The organism is Kitasatospora sp. NPDC127060, from assembly GCF_042724935.1.
Taxonomy (GTDB): Bacteria; Actinomycetota; Actinomycetes; order Streptomycetales; family Streptomycetaceae; genus Kitasatospora.
Genome location: NZ_JBHXEG010000121.1, coordinates 1 through 19,390 on the forward strand (window position 1 = coordinate 1; position 19,390 = coordinate 19,390).

The following is a 19,390-nucleotide window of genomic DNA, read 5'->3' on the forward strand; positions in this document are numbered from 1 at the left end:
CGCTCGTCCCTCGCACTCCCCTGTTCGTCAGAACGTCACAACCTCCCGCCGGACGGCGGCCCCGCGGGAACCGCGGGGCCGCCGTCCGGTGAACGAGCGGGGATTACTCGGCGGCCGGGGCCGTCTTGATCGCGATGGCGGCCTTCACCAGGCCCGCGAACAGCGGGTGCGGGCGGGTCGGGCGGGACTTCAGCTCCGGGTGGGCCTGGGTGGCCACCAGGTACGGGTGCACCTCGCGCGGGTACTCGACGTACTCGACCAGGTCGCCCTTGGGCGAGAGGCCGGAGAACTGCAGGCCGGTCTTCTCGAGGTCCGCGCGGTACGCGTTGTTGACCTCGTAGCGGTGGCGGTGGCGCTCCTCGACGTACTGCTCGCCGCCGTAGACCTCACGGACGATCGAGCCCTCGGCGAGCTTGGCCGGGTACAGGCCCAGGCGCATGGTGCCACCCAGGTCGCCCTTGCCGTCGACGATGGCCAGCTGCTCGGCCATCGTGGAGACGACCGGGTGCTTGGCGGCCGCGTCGAACTCGGTGGAGTTGGCCTCGGGCAGGCCGGCCAGGTTGCGGGCGGCCTCGATGACCACGCACTGCAGGCCCAGGCACAGGCCCAGCAGCGGGACCTTGTTCTCGCGGGCGAAGGTGATGGCGCCGACCTTGCCGTTGACGCCGCGGTCGCCGAAGCCGCCGGGGATGCAGATCGCGTCGACGTCGCCGAGCTGCGCCCGGGCTCCCTCGGGGGTCTCGCAGTCGTCCGAGGTGACCCACTTGATCTCGACCCGGGCGTTGTTGGCGAAGCCGCCGGCGCGCAGCGCCTCGGTCACCGACAGGTAGGCGTCCGGCAGGTCGATGTACTTGCCGACCAGGGCGACCTTGACGATGTGCTGCGGCTCGTGGACGCGGCGCAGCAGGTCGTCCCAGGTGGTCCAGTCCACGTCGCGGAACGGCAGGTCCAGGCGGCGCACCACGTACGCGTCCAGGCCCTCGCCGTGCAGCACCTTCGGGATGTCGTAGATCGACTTGGCGTCGATGGCCGCGACCACGGCCTCCTCGTCCACGTCGCACATCAGCGAGATCTTGCGCTTGATCGCCTGCGGGACCTCGCGGTCGGCGCGCAGCACGATCGCGTCCGGCTGGATGCCGATGTTGCGCAGCGCGGCGACGGAGTGCTGGGTGGGCTTGGTCTTGAGCTCGCCCGAGGGGCCGATGTACGGCAGCAGGGAGACGTGCACGAAGAACACGTTGTCCCGGCCGACCTCGTGGCGGACCTGGCGGACGGCCTCCAGGAACGGCAGCGACTCGATGTCGCCGACGGTGCCGCCGACCTCGGTGATCACCACGTCGACGTCCTCGGTCGCCATCCGGCGGATCCGGGACTTGATCTCGTTGGTGATGTGCGGGATGACCTGGACGGTGTCGCCCAGGTACTCGCCGCGGCGCTCCTTGGCGATGACCGTCGAGTACACCTGGCCGGTGGTGACGTTCGCGGAGCCGTGCAGGTTGGTGTCGAGGAAGCGCTCGTAGTGACCGATGTCCAGGTCGGTCTCGGCGCCGTCGTCGGTGACGAAGACCTCACCGTGCTGGAACGGGTTCATGGTGCCCGGGTCCACGTTGAGGTAGGGGTCGAGCTTCTGCATCGTCACGCGCAGGCCGCGGGCCTTGAGCAGCGCGCCGAGGCTGGAGGCGGTCAGCCCCTTTCCGAGCGAAGAGGCGACACCCCCGGTGACGAAGAGGTGCTTGGTCGTCACGGCGCGGCCGTTCGCTGCCTTGCCGGAATGGGGCTGTGCCAAGAGGGGGCTCCCGTGGGTCGCGTGTCGAAGGTGACGTGGGCGGGAGGCTCGCGGCTCGCCGGGCGACGGGAGGCCGGCAGGTGCGCGGCGCTCGAAGGGTCGTCGGTTCGGCTGGTCCGGGGCGTTTGATCCCGCCGGTCCACGGGATACCAGGGTAACAGTGACCTGACCGGGACGCCTTTCGGCCCGCGCTCGGCACCCCGGGAGCGTGCGCCGGGCGCACCACCGGCGCACCATCCGCCGCAGGAGTCACACCGGTCGCGCCACCCACCGGACCGGGCCAGCCGGCGCACTCCGTCCGGGCCATCCGGGCCCGTCCGTTACGGCCACCCGGAGCTGATCCTTCCGGACCATCCTGCGCCGCGCCCCCGCGATGCACGGCATTTCCGCCGAATTGCGGCGCCACACGAGGCTGCGCCCGCGTGCTTCGCCCCTTTCGTCCGTCGTAAGCTGCACGGACGCATCGCGACAGCACGAGCACGCGGAGGGCGTGGGAGCGTCAGGACACTCCCGGTCCCCGATGCGCGACCGGACCTCCCCGTAATCCCAGCTCCTCCCCACCCACCCTCAGGGGCTCGACAGGGCCCCGCGCGGACACTCCAGCAAGGCCCGCCACCACCCCCCGGCGGGCCGGACGTCCCGGGGTGAACCTCCGGCCCCGCAGACCCGCTCGCTCCCTGGTTCGCCGATGCCCTGACCACATTGCGAACTGGAGATCCACGTGGCCGGCCGTATCGAGGACTACGCACTCATCGGGGACATGCAGACCGCTGCCCTGGTCAGCAGGGACGGGGCGGTGGACTGGCTCTGCCTTCCCCGCTTCGACTCGCCGGCGGTGTTCGCCGGCCTGCTGGGCACCGATGAACACGGCTTCTGGCGGATCGGCCCGGCCGAGGCGGTCGTGACCGAGGTCCCCGCCCCGGCCACCACGCCCACCACGGTCGGCCTGCCCCGCTTCACCGACACCGCCGACCTGCGCGTCCCCCCGCCCACGGTCGCCGCCCCCGCCCTGCCGGCCGACCGGCGCCGCTACCGGGGCGACTCGCTGATCCTGGAGCAGGAGTGGGACGCCCAGGGCGGCACCGTCCGGGTGATCGACTTCATGCCGCCGCGCCCGCTGGTCGGCCGGGACGCCGTCCCCCAGGTGATCCGGATCGTCGAGGGCGTGGCCGGCGCCGTGCGGATGCGCTCGGCGGTGCGGATGCGCTTCTCGTACGGGCGGATCGTCCCCTGGGTGCACCGGGTCGAGCAGGCCGACGGCGGCCACCGCACCGTCGCCGTCGCCGGGCCCGACTCGGTCTGGCTGGACGGCGAGGCCGAGACCTACGGGCGCGACCTCACCACCTACGCCGACTTCACCGTCCGGGCCGGCGAGCGGATCGCCTTCGCCCTCACCTGGCAGGCCTCCCACCTGGAGCCACCGGCCGTCCCCGACGCCGAGGCGATGCTCGACGCCACCGCCGACTTCTGGCATGACTGGGCCGACCAGTGCACCTACCAGGGCCCCTACCGGGAGGCCGTGATCCGCTCGCTGATCACCCTCAAGGGCCTCACCTACGCCCCCACCGGCGGCATCGTCGCCGCCCCCACCACCTCGCTGCCCGAGGACATCGGCGGCGAGCGCAACTGGGACTACCGCTACACCTGGCTGCGCGACGCCGCGATCACCCTCTCCTCGCTGCTGCGTACCGGCTACCGCGAGGAAGCCCGCGCCTGGCGCGAGTGGCTGCTGCGCGCGGTCGCCGGCGACCCGGAGAACCTGCAGATCATGTACGGCATCGCCGGCGAGCGCGAGCTCACCGAGTCCTCCCTGGACTGGCTGCCCGGCTACGAGGGCTCGCAGCCCGTACGGATCGGCAACGGCGCCGCCGGGCAGCTCCAACTCGACGTCTACGGCGAGGTGGTGGAGGCCCTGCACCTGGCCCACATGACCGGCCTGGTCCGCAACGACCACGCCCACAACCTCCAGCTGCGGCTGATCGAGTACCTGGAGGACCACTGGCAGAACCCGGACGAGGGCATCTGGGAGGTCCGCGGCCCGCGCCGGCACTTCGTCCACTCCAAGGTGATGGCCTGGGTCGCCGTCGACCGCACCATCAAGCTGCTGGAGCAGACCCCCGAGGACGCCCCCTCCGAAGGCCACCTGGAGCGCTGGCGCGAACTGCGCGAGACCATCCACCGGGACGTCTGCGACAAGGGCTACGACCCGGAGCGCAACACCTTCACCCAGTACTACGGCGGCCAGGAGCTGGACGCCTCTCTGCTGCTCATCCCCCAGGTCGGCTTCCTGCCGCCGGACGACAAGCGGGTCATCGGCACCATCGAGGCCATCCAGCGCGAACTGTCCACCGAGGACGGCTTCGTGCTGCGCTACCCGACCCACGACGAGTCCGGCAACAACGTCGACGGCCTCTCCGGCCACGAAGGCGCCTTCCTGGCCTGCTCGTTCTGGCTCGCCGACGACCTCGCCATGATCGGCCGGGTGCAGGAGGCCCGCGAACTGTTCGACAAGCTGCTGTCGCTGCGCAACGACCTCGGACTGCTCGCCGAGGAGTGGGACCCGCGGCTCAAGCGCCAGGTCGGCAACTTCCCGCAGGCCTTCAGCCACGTCCCGCTGATCGACACCGCCCTGCGGCTGACCGCCTGCGGCGCCGCCTACCTGTCGCCCCAGCCGGACGCCCCGACCGCCGACCGGACCGCGGAGCGGGCCGAGCGGGCCGAGCGGGCGACGGTCTAGCGCCTGCTCCAGCTCGCCCCGCTAGCCCCGCTGCACCAACTCGTCGTAGGTGCTGAGCACCTGGGCGACGGTGGCGGCCTCGTCCGGCCAGGTCTCGGCCTGCTGCCGGCCGGCCGCCACCAGCCGCTCGCGGCGGGCCGGGTCGGCGAGCAGCTCGCGCACCGCCCGGCCGAGCGCCACCGGGTCGCCGGGCGGCACCAGCACGGCGGCGTCGCCGACCAGTTCGGGGATCCCGCCGACGGCGGTGGCGACCACCGGCAGACCGGCCCGCATCGCCTCCTGGACCACCAGCGAGCGGGCCTCCCAGCGGCTGGAGACCACCACGACGTCGGCGGCGGCCAACAGGTCCGGCACATCGGTGCGGTAGCCGAGCAGACGCACCGGAAGCTTCTCGGCGGCCACCCGCTCGCGCAGCGGGCCCGCCTCCGGGCCGTCCCCGGCGAGCAGCACCAGCGGCTCCGGGTCCAGCCCGGACAGCTCGCCGGTGGCGTCCAGCAGCAGCCCGAAGGCCTTCTGCGGGACGAGCCGGCCGACCGCGAGCACCAGCGGACGGTCCGGGCCGTCGCCGAGCAGCGCGGCCCGGGCCTCGGCCCGGCCGAGTCGGCCCTCGGGCATCGGCGGGGCGGCCACCGGGCCCAGCCGGGCGTCGGTGGCACCCAGTTCGCGGGCCCGGGCGACCAGGTCGGAGGAGGCGCCGAGGACGAGGTCGGCGGCGCGCGCCACCCGGCGCTCCATCAGCCGCTGGAGCCGCCGCTCCATGCCGGTGGCCAGCAGCGCGTGGTGCGAGGTGACCACCAGCGGGGTCTCCGGCCGCAGGCCCGGGAAGCGGCCGGCGGTGCGCAGCGCGAGGTCGGACAGCAGTCCGGCGCGCAGCCCGTGGGCGTGCACCACGTCGGCGCCGGTGAAGGCCCGGCGCAGCTCGCCGATCGCGGTGGCGTCGCTGCGGGCCCCCGCGGTGGGGGTGATGTCGACGGTGTGGAACCGCGCGCCGGTGCGGGAGAAGCCGAACAGCGCGTCCGTGCCGGCCGGTGCGCAGACCGTGACGGTCACCCCGTGCGCGACCAGGCCCTGGGCCAGGGAACGCACATGCGCACCGATGCCGCCGGTGCTGGCGGCCAGGACGAGTACCACGTGCAGCTGCCCCGGTTCCGGGGCGGCCGCGGTGGCCCGGGCAGCGGAATGGTCCACGTCGTCTCGCATCCGACTCGATCAGGTTCGCGCGCCGCTTCGCGAGGATTGCCCGCCGGGCGACGCTCGGGACTGGAAAGCCAGTGTCCAGCCGCCACCATGCCAGGTCGGCGGCCCTCTTGGACAGTCGGCGCCACGGGGGGCGCGTCGCCGTCCTGCGGGTGAGGGCCGCCGGTCCCGACTACCGGTGGCGGGGGGCCCGGGCGGCGGCCAGCAGCTCCTCGGCATGGGCGCGGCCCAGCTCCGAGTCCTCCAGGCCGGCCAGCATCCGGGAGAGTTCGCGCACCCGCTCCTCGTCGTTCAACACCTTGACCCCGGAACGGGTCACGGTGCCGTCGTTGGTCTTCTCCACCACCAGGTGCCGGTCGGCGAAGGCGGCGACCTGCGGCAGGTGGGTGACCACCACGACCTGGGCGGACTCGGCCAGTTTGGCCAGCCGGCGGCCGATCTCCACCGCGGCCTTGCCGCCGACGCCCGCGTCCACCTCGTCGAACAGGTAGGTGGGGACGGGGTCGGCGCCCGCGAAGACCACCTCGACGGCGAGCATCACCCGGGACAGCTCACCGCCCGAGGCGCCCTTGGCGATCGGTCGCGGCTGGGCGCCCGGGTGCGGGGCGAGCAGCACCTCGACCTCGTCCACGCCGTGCGGCCCGTACGCGACGGTGCGCCCGTCCAGTTCGATGCCGGCCAGGTCGTCGACCCGGGTGATCGAGAAGGTCACCCGGGCGTGCGGCATGGCGAGTTCGGCGAGTTCGGCGGAGACAGCCGCGGCGAAGCGCCCGGCGGCGGCCTGCCGGGCCGCCGACACCTCGGCCGCCAGTTCGGCCAACTCGGCCCGCAGTTCGGTCTCCTGGGCGCCGAGCTGGTCGATCCGCTCGTCGTCGCCGTCGAGTTCGGCGAGCCGCTCGGAGCCGGCCTCGGCCCAGGCGATCACCTCGGCGAGGCTGTTCTCCTCGCCGCCGTACTTGCGCAGCAGTTGGGCCAGGACGGCCCGGCGGTCCTCGACCGCGGCCAGCCGCACCGGGTCGGCGTCCAGGTCGTCGGCGTAGCCGGCCAGGTCCCCGGCGACGTCGGCCAGCAGGTAGCCGACCTCGTTCAGCCGGTCGGCGAGGGCGGCGAGGCGCTCGTCGTGGTGGCGCACGGCGTCCAGGGCGCGCCGGGACTGGGCGAGCAGGGTGCCCGCGTCCAGCGCCTCGGGATCGGCCGGGTCACCGGCCAGGGCGGCGTGGGCCAGGGTCGCCGCGGAGGACAGCGCGTCGGCGTGGCCGAGCCGCTCGGCCTCGGCGGCCAGTTCGACGTCCTCCCCGGCCACCGGCTCGGCGGCGGCGATCTCGTCCAGGCCGAAGCGCAGCAGGTCGGCCTCCTGGGCGCGCTCGCGGGCCCGCGTGGTCAGCTCCTCCAGGGTGGCCGCGACCTCGCGCAGGGCGCGGTAGGTCTCCCGGTAGCGGGCCAGCGGCTCGGCCACGGTGGCGCCCGCGTAGCGGTCCAGCGCGCCGCGCTGGCGGGCCGGGCGCAGCAGCCGCTGCTGGTCGGTCTGGCCGTGCACCGCGATCAGGTCCTCGCCGAGCTCGGTGAGCAGCCCGACCGGGACGGCCCGCCCGCCGACGTACGCCCGGGAGCGGCCCTCGGCGGAGACGGTCCGGCTGATCAGCAGGGCCCCGTCGTCCAGTTCGGCCCCGGCCTCGACGGCGCGGGCCGCCGCCGGGGAGCCCGCGGGCAGTTCCAGCCGCCCCTCCACGACGGCGCGGCCGGCGCCGTGGCGCACCAGGCCGGGGTCGGCGCGCCCGCCGAGCAGCAGGCCGAGGCTGGTCACCACCATGGTCTTGCCGGCCCCGGTCTCACCGGTCACGGCGGTGAAGCCGGGGGCCAGCTCGACCACCGCGTCGTCGATGACCCCAAGATCCCGTATCCGCATCTCGTCCAACACGGAGACGACCTTACGAGGTTCCGCCCCCGGAGCGCGACGAGCGGCAACGGCGCGCGGCAACTCCGTGCCGCCGAGTTCATCCCTTCCGGGGGGTTTGGGCAGCGGTGGGCACCGTGCACCACGGCAGGAAGAGCTGCACCAGCGGGCCGATGAGCAGCGCGTACAGCACCGTGCCGACCCCGGCGGTGCCGCCGAGCAGCAGTCCGACGACCAGGACGGTGACCTCGATGCCGGTGCGGATCAGCCGCAGCGAGCGCCCGGTGCGCCGGTGCAGTCCGGTCATCAGACCGTCGCGCGGACCGGGGCCGAGACGGGCGCCGATGTAGAGGCCCGAGGCCAGGCCGTTGAGCACGATCGCGGCGGCCATCAGCGCGGCCCCGGCGGGCAGGCCGTGCGGCCCGCCGACCAGCCGCAGGGTGAGGTCCATCGCCGCGCCGATCACCAGCACGTTGGCGACGGTGCCCACCCCCGGGCGCTGGCGCAGCGGGATCCACAGCAGCAGGACGAGGGCGCCGCAGATGGTCACCCAGGCGCCCACGGTGAGGCCGAGCACCCGTTGCAGGCCCTGGTGGAAGACGTCCCAGGGGTCGAGGCCGAGGCCGGAGCGGAGCATCAGCGCCATGCTCACCCCGTACAGGGCGAGGCCGACGGCGAGCTGCGGGAAGCGGCGGCCCAGCGCGTGGGTGTCGCCGAGGATCCGGCCGGCGAGGCCCGGGCGGGTGGGCTCCGGAAGCCGGGCGGACTCCGGAAGCGGGGCGGACTCCGGAAGCGGGGCGGCGGAGGTGGACGGGGGCGTGGATGCGGTGGTGGCGGCCAACGGTGCTCCTGCGGGCGGTGCTGCACCCCGGGTCCGGCCCGGTGGTGGCGGCTCGGCGGCCGCGCTGCCATCATGAACAGTCCAATACGGCCCTTGACAGGGCCAATCCCGAGCAAGTGGACTGATCAGGCCATGGCCGACTGGCACACCACCGTCACCCCGCCCGCACTGGCCCGGCTGCTCGCCACCGCCCGGCTCCCCGACCCGGCCACCGCGCGCCGCCCGGCCTACCGCACCCTCGCCGGGCAGATCCGACTGCTGGTCACCGACGGCCGGCTGCCGGTCGGCGCCCGGCTGCCCGCCGAACGCGAACTCGCCTCCGCCCTGGAGCTCAGCCGCACCACCGTCGCCACCGCCTACGAGACCCTGCGCGCCGACGGCTACCTGCTCAGCAGGCGCGGCGCCGGCAGCTGGACCGCCCTGCCCGAGGGCGCCCCGCCACCCGGCGACGCCCTGCACCCCGTCCCGCCGGACGAGCAGGGCCGGATCCTGGACCTCGGCGTCGCCGCCCTGCCCGCCCCCCAGCCCTGGCTCGGCCGGGCCGCCGCCCGCGCCGTCGAACTGCTGCCGCACTACGCCGCCGGACACGGCCACTACCCGACCGGCGTCCCGGTGCTCCGCGAGGCCGTCGCGCGCCGTTACACCGAGCGCGGACTGCCCACCACCCCCGACCAGATCCTCGTCACCACCGGCGCGATGGGCGGGCTGCACCTCGTCCAGCGGGTGCTGGTCGGCCGCGGCGACCGGGTCGCCGTCGAGGCGCCCAGCTACGCCCACACCCTGCAGGCGCTGCGCCTCACCGGGGCGCGCCTGGTGCCCGTCCCGTACGCCTCCGGGGCCCGGCCGGGCGGGCTGCGGTGGGACCTGGACGAGTGGCAGCGGGTGCTGCGCGGGGCCGCCCCCAAGGTCTCGTACGTCATCCCGGACTTCCACAACCCGACCGGCGCGCTGATCGACGAGGAGCAGCGCCGCCGGCTGCTGGCCGCCGCCCGGGCCGCCGGAAGCATCGTGCTGGTGGACGAGACCACCGCCGAACTCGGCTGGGGCGTTCCGGAGTCCGCGCCGCTGCCGCGCCCGATGGCGGCGCTGGACCGCTCCGCCCAGGTGGTCACCGTCGGCTCGGCCGGCAAGCTGCTCTGGGGCGGCCTGCGGATCGGCTGGGTCCGGGCCGCGCCCGCGCTGGTGCGCCGACTGGCCACCGAGCGGGTCTACAGCGACGTCGGCACCCCGGTGCTCGAACAGCTGATCGCCGCCGAACTGCTGGGCGAACCGCTGCCCGAGGTCCGCGCCCACCAGCTGGACCGGCTGCGGGCCACCGCGCACGCCTTCGCCGCCGCGCTGTCCGAGCGGCTGCCCGACTGGAGCTTCCCGCTGCCGCCCGGCGGCCTCGCGCTCTGGGTGTCCACCGGCGGCCTGTCCGGCGCGGCACTGGCCCAGACCGGGGAGCACGCCGGGATCCGGATCGCCGCGGGCAACCGGTTCGGCTCGGACGGCGCCTTCGAGCACCACATCCGGATCCCGCTCACCGTGCCCGCCCCGGCCGTCCCGGCCGCCGTCGAGCGGCTGGCCGCGGTGGCCGCCCGCGCGGCGGCGGGCGGCCGGCTCGTCCCGGCCGACGAGGGCCAGGCGCTGGCGGTCTGACCGACCCCAGCGCCGCCGCGAGTTGACGGTCCGTCAGCAGGGGGTGTTCGAGCGGCCGCGCCAACCCGTCACCGGGAGCGCGAACTTGGCCACCAGCCGGTCGGTAAACGGCGCCCGGTGCAGCCGGGCCAGCCGCACCGGCGTCTGCCCCCGGCGCACCTCCACCCGTGCGCCGGCGGGCAGTTCGACCGAACGCCGGCCGTCGCACCAGAGCACCCCGTGCGGGGTCTTGGGCTGCACCTCGACGGCCAGCACCGAGTCCGGGGAGGTCACCAGCGGCCGGGCGAACAGCGCGTGCGCGGAGATCGGCACCATCAGCAGCGCTTCCACCTCCGGCCACACCACCGGCCCACCCCCGGAGAACGCGTACGCCGTCGAACCGGTCGGCGTCGCGCAGACCACCCCGTCGCAGCCGAAGTTGGAGACCGGACGGCCGTCCACCTCGGTCACCACCTCCAGCATCCGCTCCCGGGAGGCCTTCTCGATCGAGGCCTCGTTCAACGCCCAGTCCTGGTGCAGCACGTCGCCGTTGGTCCGGACGATGACGTCGATCGTCATCCGCTCCTCGACCTCGTAGTCGGCGTCCACCACCCGCTCGACCACCACCGCCAGGTCGTCCCGCTCGGCCTCGGCCAGGAAGCCGACCCGGCCCAGGTTGATCCCCAGCATCGGCAGCCCGTGCGAGCGCGCCAGCTCCGCACCGCGCAACAGCGTCCCGTCGCCGCCGGCGACCAGGATCAGCTCGCAGCCGTCCGCCGCGCCCGGCCCCTCGGCCACCTTCTCGACCCCGCCAGGCAGGTCGAGGTCCACCGCCTCGGCCTCCAGCAGCCTGATCCGCAGCCCCGCCTTCAGCAGCCCGTGCACCAAGCTCTCGACGCTGCGCAGCGCCGCCTCCCGGCCGGTGTGCGCGATCAGGAAGACCGTGCGTTCTTCATCGCTCATGCCGCTGCCCTCTCCCTACGCCTGCCGGGTCGTCCTCGGCCCGGTGCGGCCCCGCCATCCAGCATGGCGGGCCGGACGCTCGCAGAGCACCCTATCGGGGCCCCTCCGCCACGGCCCGGTCCGCGTCCGCGGGGTCCAGTTGCGGGGCGTCCCGGCGCATCCAGAGGAAGTACTCGACGTTCCCGGACGGACCCGGCAGCGGGCTCGCGGTGACGGCCCGCACGCCCAGCCCGAGCTCCCACGCCTGCCCGGCCACCTGGCGGACCATCTCGGCACGCAGCTGCGGGCTGCGCACCACCCCGCCACTGCCCAGGCGCTCCTTGCCGATCTCGAACTGCGGCTTGACCATCAGCACCAGGTCCGCGTCCGCGGCGGCGCAGGCGGCCAGCGCCGGCAGCACCAGGCCCAGCGAGATGAACGACAGGTCGCCGACCACCAGGTCGACGGGGGTGCCGCCGATCGCCTCCGGGGTCAGCTCGCGGACGTTGGTGCGGTCCATCACCGTGACCCGCTCGTCGCTCTGCAGCGACCAGGCGAGCTGCCCGTAGCCGACGTCCACCGCCAGCACGTGGGCGGCCCCGGCCCGCAGCAGCACGTCGGTGAAACCGCCGGTGGAGGCGCCCGCGTCCAGCGCCCGGCGGCCCTCGACCACCAGGCCCTGCGGCACGAAGGCCGCGAACGCCCCGGCGAGCTTGTGCCCGCCGCGCGAGACGTAGTCGGGGTCGTTGTCGTCCTTGGCCACCACGACCGCCGCCGAGGTCTCCACCTGGGTGGCCGGCTTGGTCGCGGTGGTGCCACCGACGGTCACCCGGCCGGCCGCGATCAGCTCGGACGCGTGCTCACGCGAACGGGCCAGCTTGCGGCGGACCAGCTCCGCGTCGAGTCGGCGTCGTGCCACTGCCACTGGTACTTCAGCTCCTACGGGTCCTGCGGATCATTCCTGGTCGAGCGCGGCCAGCGTGTCGGCGAGCCGCTGGTGAACATCTTCGTACACCGCGACGTGCGCCTCGGCCGGGACCCCGTCCAAAGCCTCCAGCCGGGCCAGCCCGGCGTCCACCCCGGGGTGCCCGGTGGGCAACAGCTCGACACCGAGCGGCTCGACCGCGCCGACCGGTGCGACCGGTGCGACCGGCTCGAAATCGCCCTCCGCCGCTTCTGCGGGCGCGCTGGTCTCACTCGTCCCGGACATCGGGCTTCTCGGGCTTCTTCGTGCTGGTGGCCTTGCGGACGGTGGTCTTCTTCGTCGCCGTGCGCTTGGCGGCCGCCTTGGGCTGGGGGGCGTCGTGCTTCCGCTGCGCGGTCTTCCGGACGGCCGACTTCTTGGCGACGGTGGTCTTCTTGGCGGCCGCCTTCTTGGTGGCGGCCTGCTCGGCGGTGGTCTTCTTCGCCACGGCCTTCTTCGCCGTGGCCTTCTTCGCCGTGGCCTTCTTCGCCGTGGCCTTCTTCGCCGCCGTCCCGTTCACGGCCCGCTCGGCCACCGCCGGGGGCGGCACCGGGGCCACCGGAGCGACCGGGGTCACCGGGGTCACCGGGGGATCGACCTCGACCGGCTCGTCCACCTCGACCCGTTCGGCCACTATCGGCTCCGCCGCCACCCGCTCGTCCTCGAACTCCCAGCCGCGCCCGAACAGGTCGTCCGCCCGGGGCGCAGGCACCGGCTCCTCCGCCGGGTACCCGGTCGCGTACGGGTCCGCTCCGGGCGCCGCCCCGGTCGGCTCCTCCTCGACCTCGCGCAGCTTGCCCTCCAGGTAGGCCAGCACCACACCGACCTTGGTCACCTGGTCACCGACCTTCTCGAAGACCTTCTCGACCTCGCCCCGCGCCACCCCGACGGCCAGGTCCACCCCGGCCCGCCCGGCCGTGACGGCCTCCTCCGCCAGGGTCTGCAGCGTCTTCGCCGACGGCGGGAACTGCCCGCCCAGCTTCCGCTCGACCTCGGCCACGTCGACGCCGGTCTTCTCCAGGACCGCGGCAGCCGTGTCGACGACCCGCTTGCCGACCTCCTCCACCACCACGGCGGCGGCCGCCACCGCTCCCCGCACCGTCCTCGGCAGCATCCGGGTGCCTCCTCCGCGCCTACGCGCGTCTCGCTCCGTCGCCCTCGGCGCCCAGGCGATTCCGGGCACCCCACTGACGACGCTACCGCCAAAACCCTCCTGAGGTACCGTGGCCGGCAGTCCGCACCGTAGTGACCCGGGGATGGAGCGAGCGCCATGGCGAACGCCGAGGAGTGCCGGGAGGCACTGGAGCAGCTGAGCCGGAACATGGCCAACTCCACCGGGGACGTCCGCAAGGCAGCCGCCCTCGACCGCTCGCTCAGCTGCCGGATCACCGACCTCGGCCTGACCTTCACCGGACAGCTGCGCGACGGCCGGATCCACGACCTGGTCGCCACCCCCGGCGCGCCCACCGAGCAGGCCGCGATCCGGCTCACCATGGCCAGCGACGACCTGCTCGCGCTGGTCGGCGGCGACCTCAAGTTCGCCTCCGCCTGGGCGAGCGGCCGGGTGAAGCTGGAGGCCGGCTTCCGCGACCTGCTGCGGCTACGCACCCTGCTCTGACGCCCTGACGCCCGGGGCCGACGTCGGTACGGACGTCCGCGTCAGACGCCTGATCCAGACGCCCGCCTCAGACATCCGTCCCAGACGGGCGCATCCGACACCCCCGGGCGACCGATTCAGACGACCGTCTCAGACGTCCAGGGCCGGGACGACCGTCTCAGACCTCCGTCTCAGACCTCCGTCCCAGACAGCCCTCAGAAGCCGAGCTCGGCCAGTGCCTTCCGCCCGTCCACCGATCCACCGTCCGCGTCCAGGACCGTCCACGCCGCCGCGCACAGCGCCCGCAGCCCGTCCCAGCGGTCCCCGGCACCGGCCAGCCCCAGCACGCCGTCCGAAGCCGTGGCGGTCCAGCCGCCGCAGACGAAGCCGCCGGCCGCCGCCGTCACCGCCGGCTGCGGGACCAGCAGGGCCCGCAGGTCGGCCGCCAGGTACGTCGGCCGGTGCTCGACCGGAGCCGCCAGCAGCTGCGCCGGGGTGGTCACCCCGGTGAACACCAGCAGGCTGTCCACCCCGCCGTTGAACGCGCCCTCGATGTCGGTGTCCAGCCGGTCCCCGACCACCAGCGGGCGCCGAGCTCCGGTCCGCAGCACGGTCTCCCGGTGCATCGGCGGCAGCGGCTTGCCCGCCACCTCCGGCTCCACCCCGGACGCCGCCCGCACCGCCGCCACCAGCGTCCCGTTGCCGGGCGCGATGCCACGCGCAGTCGGCACCGTCATGTCGGTGTTGGAGGCGACCCACGGCAGCCCGCCGCGCACCGCGTACGAGGCCTCCGCCAGCTGCGCCCAGCCGACCGACGGGTCGAAGCCCTGCACCACCGCGAGCGGCTCATCGTCCAGCGAGCGGACCGCGACCAGCCCACGCTCGGCCAGCGCCTCCTCCAGCCCCAGCCCGCCCACGACCAGCACCTTCGCACCGGCCGGCACCTTCTCGGCGACCACCCGGGCCGCCGCCTGGGCCGAGTTGATCACATCCGCGGGCTCGGCCGGCACACCCAGCTCGGTCAAGTGCTCGGCGACCACCCGGGGCGGGCGGGAGGCGTTGTTGGTGACGTAAGCGAGCCGCATCCCGGCCGTACGGGCCGCCGCCAAGGAGTCCACGGCGTGCTCGATCGCGTGCGGGCCGGCGTAGACCACGCCGTCCAGGTCCAGCAGCGCCGTGTCGTACGCCTCGGTCAGCGGGCGGTCGCTGCCGCCGGGGGTGGTGCGTCGTGCGGGAGTGGCCGTCTCGGTCATGCCTGCGCTACCTCATTCACTGCGGTTCGTCTGCTCGTCACTGCCCGCCCGCTCAGGCGTCGTCGTTGACGCCCTCGGGCTTTCCCCCGGGCTGCTGGGGAAGACCCGCCCCCGGCTCTCCGCTCGCGTCCTTCCGGTTGGCCGGAACACCCGGCAGCAGCGGGCCGAACGCCCCGGCGCGGGCCGCCAGCGTCGCCCGGGTCTGCCGCAGCGCCGCCCGGTAGTGGTCGGCCTCCGGCCGCATGGCCACGGCCAGCGCCAGGTGCTCGGCGGAGGTCTCGAAGTCGCCCAGCCGGGCCGCCGCGACGCCCCACCCGAACTGAGCGTAGTCGTCCGAGGGATCGGCCAGGGCCACGGTCCGGAAGTTCTCCAGCGCCGCCGCGTACGAACCGGCGTCGAACTGGGCCCGGGCCAGCGCCTCCCGGATGCTGCGCGAGTGCGGCTCGGCCTCCGCCGCCCGGGCCAGCAGCTGCTCGGCCGCCGCCGGGTGCCCCTGGGCCAGCAGCTGCGCGCCCCGGCGGAACCAGTCGTAGACGTCCCCCGACGGCTCCCCGGGCCGCCCCTGCGCCGGGATCCCGCCCGTGGGCACGTACTCCCCCGGCGCGCCGCCCTCCAGCCGCTCCTGTCCGTCCTCCATGCCCTACCTCGCCCTCGGTCGCACACCCGGCCCCACAGGTCGGCACGGGTATTCCGATCTCTCAACAACGCGTACCCGGTTACGATGCCCAGAATGAGCACACCCAGTGCAGAAGACGGAGTCGAGACTCCCGTGGGCGGCCCCGGCGATCCCGGGCACGTCGCCACCGCAGGCCTGTCCCTGTCCCCCTTCCGTGGCCTGCGCTACGTCCCCGACCGGGTCGGCGCGCTGGCCTCGGTGATGTCGCCGCCGTACGACGTCGTCGACCCGGGGCGTCGGCTCGACCTGGAGACGGCCGATCCGCACAACGTGGTCCGGCTGATCCTGCCCCGGCCCGAGCCCGAGGACGGCGGCGACCGCCCCGACCGCGACACCAAGTACCGGCACGCCGCCCGGCTCCTGTCCGGCTGGCAGCGCGAGGGCATCCTCGCCGCCGACCCGGAGCCGGCGATCTACGTGTACGAGCAGCGGGTGCCCGGCGACGGCGACACCCCCGAGCTGCTCCAGCGCGGCCTGATCGGCGCCCTCGCGGTGAGCGGCCCCGAGGCCGGCGTCGTCCTCCCCCACGAGGACGTGATGCCCCGGCCGGTCGCCGACCGGGTCGGGCTGATGCGCACCACCCGGGCCAACCTCGAACCGCTGCTGCTCACCTACCGCGGCCACGGCGACGCCTCCGACGTCATCGAGCGGACCGTCGAGGGCGAGCCGCTGCTCTCCACCGCCACCAGCGACGGCACCCACCACCGCCTGTGGGCCGTCACCGACCCCACCGACCTCGCCGCGATCGGCCGCGACCTGGCGACCTGCCGGGCGCTGATCGCCGACGGCCACCACCGCTGGGAGATGTACCTGCGGCTCCAGCGGGAGCACCGCCACCTGCCCCGCAGCCCGTGGGACCGCGGCATGGTGCTGCTGGTCGACACTGCCCGCTACCCGCTGCGGGTCCGCGCCATCCACCGCGTGCTGTACCGCCTGCCGGTCGCCGAGGCGCTGGAGCAGCTCGGCGACCAGTGGAAGGTCAAGGAGGTCCCCGGCCCGCTGCCCGCCGCCCTCCAGGCCCTCGCCGAGCAGAAGCGGCACGGCGGCAACGGCTTCGTCCTCACCGGCGGCGACGGCGTCTTCTGGCTGCTCGGCGAGCCCGAGGAGTCCCTGCTCGATGCGACCGTGCCGCACGACCGGCCCGAGGAGTGGCGCCACCTGGACGCCACCGTGCTGCACGCCACCCTGCTCGACGCGACCTGGCACGTCCCGGACGGTCCCGACGACATCGGCTACCTGCACACCGCCGCGGCCGCAGAGCGCGAGGCCGCCCGGACCGGGGGCACGGCCGTGCTGCTGCACCCGGTCCGGGAGAGCGTGGTGCGGCGGCTGGCCGAACAGGGCGTCACCATGCCACGCAAGTCCACCTCGTTCGGGCCGAAGCCGGCCACCGGTCTGGTGCTCCGCAGCCTGCCGCTCGGGTAGCCCGCCGCCGGAGCGGCCCGCCGCGGCGACCGGAGCCCGAACGCCGTGAGGCCCTGCCGATCCCCGAAGGGAACGGCAGGGCCTCACGGCGTTTCAGGACGTTCAGCTCCGGGCGTCGCCCTTGGCCCCGGCCTGCTCGGCCTTGTCCGCCTCGGCGTCCTCGGCACGCTCGGGCACCACGCCGTCGAACTCCTCGTCGATCTCGAGGTCGTCCTCGTCGTAGAACTCCTCGACGTCCTCTTCGTCCTCGAAGATCACGCGGTCGTCGGCGACGTCGCCGGTGCGCTTCTTCACCGGGGCGTCGGCCTGGTCGGCCTCGTCCTCGGCCAGCTCCGGGTCGAGCGCGTCGGTGAACTCGACGCCGTCGATCTCGGCCAGGCGCTCCGAGGCGTTGGTCGTACCGTCGGTGTCGGCCTCGGCGGCCTTCGCGAACCACTCACGGGCCTCGTCGGCACGGCCGGCCGCGATCAGCGCCTCGGCGTAGGCGTACCGCAGACGCGCGGTCCACGGGTGCACCGCGCTGGAGGCCAGCTCCGGGCTCTGCAGGGTGACGACGGCCGCGTCGAACTGCTCCATGTCGCTGCGGGCACCGGCCGCCACCAGGCGCATCTCCACCTGGCCGGCCTTGTCCAGCTGCTTCACCTCGGGCTCGCCGGCCATCGCCAGCGCCCGCTCCGGACGGCCCAGACCGCGCTCGCAGTCGGCCATCACGGGCCACAGGTCGGCACGACCGGTCATCCGACGGGCGGCGCGGAACTCGGTCAGCGCCTCGGAGTACCGCTGGGTCATGTACGAGGCGAAGCCAGCCGCCTCACGGACGGCGGGCACGCGGGACGCCAGCCGCAGCGCGACGCGCGAGTACTGGTACGCCTCCTCCGGCTCGCCGTCGAGCAGGCGGGCCACCATCACCAGGTTGCGGGCGACGTCGTCCGCGAGGGTCTTGGGCAGGCTCTTGAGCTCCTGGCGCACGTCCGCGTCCAGCTCGAAGCCGGTGACGTCCTCCGGGATCGGCAGGCGCCGGACGGGCTCGAAGTTGCCGCGACGGTCGTCGTAGTCCTGACGGCCCCGGTCGCCACCGCGGTCGTCACGACGGTCATCGCGACGGAAGCCGCCACCCTGGGGGCGGTCGTCACGGCGGAAGCCGCCACGGTCGCCGCGGTCACGGTTGAAGCCGCCGCCGGAGGGGCGGTCATCGCGACGGAAGCCACCGCGGTCATCGCGGTCACGGTTGAAGCCGCCGCCCTGGGGGCGGTCGCCGCCACGGTAGCCACCGCGGTCGCCGCCCCGGTCATCGCGGTCGCGGTACGACGGACGGTCGCCACCACGGTCGTCACGACGCGGACGGTCATCACGGTCATCGCGACGGAAGCCACTCGGGCGGTCGTCCCGACGGAAGCCGCCACCCTGGGGGCGGTCGCCGCCACGGTAGCCACCGCGGTCGTCACGGTCCCGGTTGAAGCCGCCGCCCTGCGGACGGTCACCACGGTCCCGGTTGAAACCGCCACCCTGGGGACGGTCGTCACGGCGGAAGCCACCGCGGTCGCCGCCACGGTCGTCACGGTCACGGTTGAAGCCGCCGCCGGAGGGGCGGTCATCGCGACGGAACCCACCACCCTGCGGGCGGTCGTCACGGCGGAAGCCACCGCGGTCGCCGCCACGGTCGTCACGGTCACGGTTGAACCCGCCACCCTGCGGACGGTCACCGCCACGGTAGCCACCGCGGTCGTCACGGTCCCGGTTGAAACCGCCACCCTGCGGACGGTCACCACGGTCCCGGTTGAAACCGCCACCCTGGGGACGGTCGTCACGGCGGAAGCCGCCACGGTCGCCGCCACGGTCGTCACGGTCACGGTTGAAGCCGCCGCCGGAGGGGCGGTCATCGCGACGGAACCCACCACCCTGCGGGCGGTCGTCCCGGCGGAAGCCGCCGCCCTGAGGGCGGTCGCCACGGTCACGGTTGAACCCGCCGCCCTGCGGACGGTCACCGCCACGGTAGCCACCGCGGTCGTCACGGTCGCGGTTGAAGCCGCCGCCCTGGGGACGGTCGCCGCCACGGTAGCCACCGCGGTCGCCGCCCCGGTCATCGCGGTCGCGGTACGACGGACGGTCGCCACCACGGTCGTCACGACGCGGACGGTCATCACGATCGTCACGACGGAAGCCGCCACGGTCGTTGGACCAGCCCCCACGGGACCGGGGCTCGTGGCCTCGGCCGTCGTCCGATCGACGCTCGGGACGGCCCTCGGGCTGGTTCGACATCCTGGTGACTCCTTCTGCTGCTTCAGCTCCACCGCGGACCGAGCAACACCAGTGCCGTCACGCGGTATCGGTGCCGGCCTCGTGGCCGCGCACCATCTCCATTGTCCGGCATGTCGGAAGCGTCCGCGCCTGGGCGGAAGTTCCGGTCTGCCGGTCTCATGCTAGTTCGAAAAACACAAAAAGGCCGCGGCCCCAGCGA

The 19,390-nt window shown here is 74.4% G+C and carries 16 protein-coding genes; 4 read left to right on the forward strand and 12 right to left on the reverse strand.

The features are described 5' to 3' along the window. Positions 1–103 precede the first annotated feature (103 nt). Positions 104–1,786 (reverse strand): CTP synthase, encoded by a 1,683-nt coding sequence (locus ACFWIS_RS38085; protein ID WP_380462502.1) that lies wholly within the window; start codon positions 1,784–1,786, stop codon positions 104–106. Positions 1,787–2,507: 721 nt separating this feature from the next. Between ACFWIS_RS38085 and ACFWIS_RS38090 the strand changes: the two genes are divergently transcribed. Beyond that, a complete protein-coding gene (locus tag ACFWIS_RS38090; protein WP_380462501.1) occupies positions 2,508–4,523 on the forward strand; it encodes a glycoside hydrolase family 15 protein in 2,016 nt (671 codons plus the stop codon). Positions 4,524–4,544: 21 nt separating this feature from the next. On the opposite strand, the gene ACFWIS_RS38095 is transcribed toward ACFWIS_RS38090, so the two are convergent. From ACFWIS_RS38095 to ACFWIS_RS38105, 3 genes are all read right to left on the reverse strand, one after another. Beyond that, entirely contained in the window at positions 4,545–5,711 is a 1,167-nt protein-coding gene (locus ACFWIS_RS38095; protein ID WP_380462500.1) for a glycosyltransferase family 4 protein, read from the reverse strand. A 181-nt stretch (positions 5,712–5,892) separates the two neighbouring features. Beyond that, a complete protein-coding gene (recN, locus tag ACFWIS_RS38100) occupies positions 5,893–7,626 on the reverse strand; it encodes a DNA repair protein RecN (protein WP_380462506.1) in 1,734 nt (577 codons plus the stop codon). Positions 7,627–7,714: 88 nt separating this feature from the next. Further along, positions 7,715–8,260: a YitT family protein gene (locus ACFWIS_RS38105; RefSeq protein ID WP_380462505.1), complete on the reverse strand. Its 546-nt coding sequence runs from the start codon at positions 8,258–8,260 to the stop codon at positions 7,715–7,717. A gap of 327 nt (positions 8,261–8,587) precedes the next feature. On the opposite strand from ACFWIS_RS38105, the gene ACFWIS_RS38110 reads away from it, so the two are divergent. Beyond that, positions 8,588–10,096, forward strand: a complete 1,509-nt coding sequence (locus ACFWIS_RS38110) for a PLP-dependent aminotransferase family protein (protein ID WP_380462499.1) — start codon at positions 8,588–8,590, stop codon at positions 10,094–10,096. A 33-nt stretch (positions 10,097–10,129) separates the two neighbouring features. Here ACFWIS_RS38110 and ACFWIS_RS38115 read toward each other — a convergent pair whose 3' ends face one another. From ACFWIS_RS38115 to ACFWIS_RS38130, 4 genes are all read right to left on the reverse strand, one after another. Then, on the reverse strand, positions 10,130–11,038 hold the full coding sequence (locus ACFWIS_RS38115; RefSeq protein WP_380462498.1) for an NAD kinase: 909 nt from the start codon (positions 11,036–11,038) through the stop codon (positions 10,130–10,132). A 91-nt stretch (positions 11,039–11,129) separates the two neighbouring features. Continuing rightward, the gene (locus tag ACFWIS_RS38120) at positions 11,130–11,936 is read right to left on the reverse strand and encodes a TlyA family RNA methyltransferase (RefSeq protein ID WP_380462504.1); all 807 of its coding nucleotides are present in this window, start codon (positions 11,934–11,936) and stop codon (positions 11,130–11,132) included. A gap of 36 nt (positions 11,937–11,972) precedes the next feature. After that, positions 11,973–12,227: a hypothetical protein gene (locus ACFWIS_RS38125; RefSeq protein WP_380462497.1), complete on the reverse strand. Its 255-nt coding sequence runs from the start codon at positions 12,225–12,227 to the stop codon at positions 11,973–11,975. After that, positions 12,211–13,095 (reverse strand): hypothetical protein, encoded by an 885-nt coding sequence (locus ACFWIS_RS38130; RefSeq protein WP_380462496.1) that lies wholly within the window; start codon positions 13,093–13,095, stop codon positions 12,211–12,213. Before ACFWIS_RS38130 ends, ACFWIS_RS38125 begins: the two co-directional genes overlap by 17 nt. Before the next feature lie 156 nt (positions 13,096–13,251). Between ACFWIS_RS38130 and ACFWIS_RS38135 the strand changes: the two genes are divergently transcribed. Next, positions 13,252–13,599 (forward strand): alkyl sulfatase C-terminal domain-containing protein, encoded by a 348-nt coding sequence (locus ACFWIS_RS38135; protein WP_380462495.1) that lies wholly within the window; start codon positions 13,252–13,254, stop codon positions 13,597–13,599. 194 nt (positions 13,600–13,793) lie between these two features. On the opposite strand, the gene ACFWIS_RS38140 is transcribed toward ACFWIS_RS38135, so the two are convergent. Beyond that, complete coding sequence (locus ACFWIS_RS38140; RefSeq protein ID WP_380462494.1) at positions 13,794–14,831, reverse strand: HAD-IIA family hydrolase; 1,038 nt, start codon at positions 14,829–14,831, stop codon at positions 13,794–13,796. 52 nt (positions 14,832–14,883) lie between these two features. Then, positions 14,884–15,468, reverse strand: a complete 585-nt coding sequence (locus tag ACFWIS_RS38145) for a tetratricopeptide repeat protein (protein ID WP_380462493.1) — start codon at positions 15,466–15,468, stop codon at positions 14,884–14,886. A gap of 93 nt (positions 15,469–15,561) precedes the next feature. Between ACFWIS_RS38145 and ACFWIS_RS38150 the strand changes: the two genes are divergently transcribed. Next, positions 15,562–16,932, forward strand: coding sequence for a DUF1015 family protein (locus ACFWIS_RS38150; protein ID WP_380462492.1), 1,371 nt, complete (start codon positions 15,562–15,564; stop codon positions 16,930–16,932). A gap of 102 nt (positions 16,933–17,034) precedes the next feature. Here ACFWIS_RS38150 and ACFWIS_RS38155 read toward each other — a convergent pair whose 3' ends face one another. Both ACFWIS_RS38155 and ACFWIS_RS38160 read right to left on the reverse strand, forming a co-directional pair. Further along, positions 17,035–17,901: a tetratricopeptide repeat protein gene (locus ACFWIS_RS38155; RefSeq protein WP_380524249.1), complete on the reverse strand. Its 867-nt coding sequence runs from the start codon at positions 17,899–17,901 to the stop codon at positions 17,035–17,037. Beyond that, complete coding sequence (locus ACFWIS_RS38160; RefSeq protein WP_380524251.1) at positions 17,838–19,085, reverse strand: hypothetical protein; 1,248 nt, start codon at positions 19,083–19,085, stop codon at positions 17,838–17,840. The genes ACFWIS_RS38155 and ACFWIS_RS38160 overlap by 64 nt, the downstream gene beginning before the upstream one ends. Positions 19,086–19,390 lie beyond the last annotated feature (305 nt).

What these genes read in the sequence shown, in the direction of transcription:
- recN (WP_380462506.1), bottom strand. Translation starts at nt 7,626, where the DNA reads ATGCGGATACGGGATCTTGGGGTCATCGACGACGCGGTGGTCGAGCTG.
- ACFWIS_RS38105 (WP_380462505.1), bottom strand. Translation starts at nt 8,260, where the DNA reads ATGGCGCTGATGCTCCGCTCCGGCCTCGGCCTCGACCCCTGGGACGTC.
- ACFWIS_RS38110 (WP_380462499.1), top strand. Translation starts at nt 8,588, where the DNA reads ATGGCCGACTGGCACACCACCGTCACCCCGCCCGCACTGGCCCGGCTG.
- ACFWIS_RS38115 (WP_380462498.1), bottom strand. Translation starts at nt 11,038, where the DNA reads ATGAGCGATGAAGAACGCACGGTCTTCCTGATCGCGCACACCGGCCGG.
- ACFWIS_RS38125 (WP_380462497.1), bottom strand. Translation starts at nt 12,227, where the DNA reads ATGTCCGGGACGAGTGAGACCAGCGCGCCCGCAGAAGCGGCGGAGGGC.
- ACFWIS_RS38130 (WP_380462496.1), bottom strand. Translation starts at nt 13,095, where the DNA reads ATGCTGCCGAGGACGGTGCGGGGAGCGGTGGCGGCCGCCGCCGTGGTG.
- ACFWIS_RS38135 (WP_380462495.1), top strand. Translation starts at nt 13,252, where the DNA reads ATGGCGAACGCCGAGGAGTGCCGGGAGGCACTGGAGCAGCTGAGCCGG.
- ACFWIS_RS38140 (WP_380462494.1), bottom strand. Translation starts at nt 14,831, where the DNA reads ATGACCGAGACGGCCACTCCCGCACGACGCACCACCCCCGGCGGCAGC.
- ACFWIS_RS38145 (WP_380462493.1), bottom strand. Translation starts at nt 15,468, where the DNA reads ATGGAGGACGGACAGGAGCGGCTGGAGGGCGGCGCGCCGGGGGAGTAC.
- ACFWIS_RS38150 (WP_380462492.1), top strand. Translation starts at nt 15,562, where the DNA reads ATGAGCACACCCAGTGCAGAAGACGGAGTCGAGACTCCCGTGGGCGGC.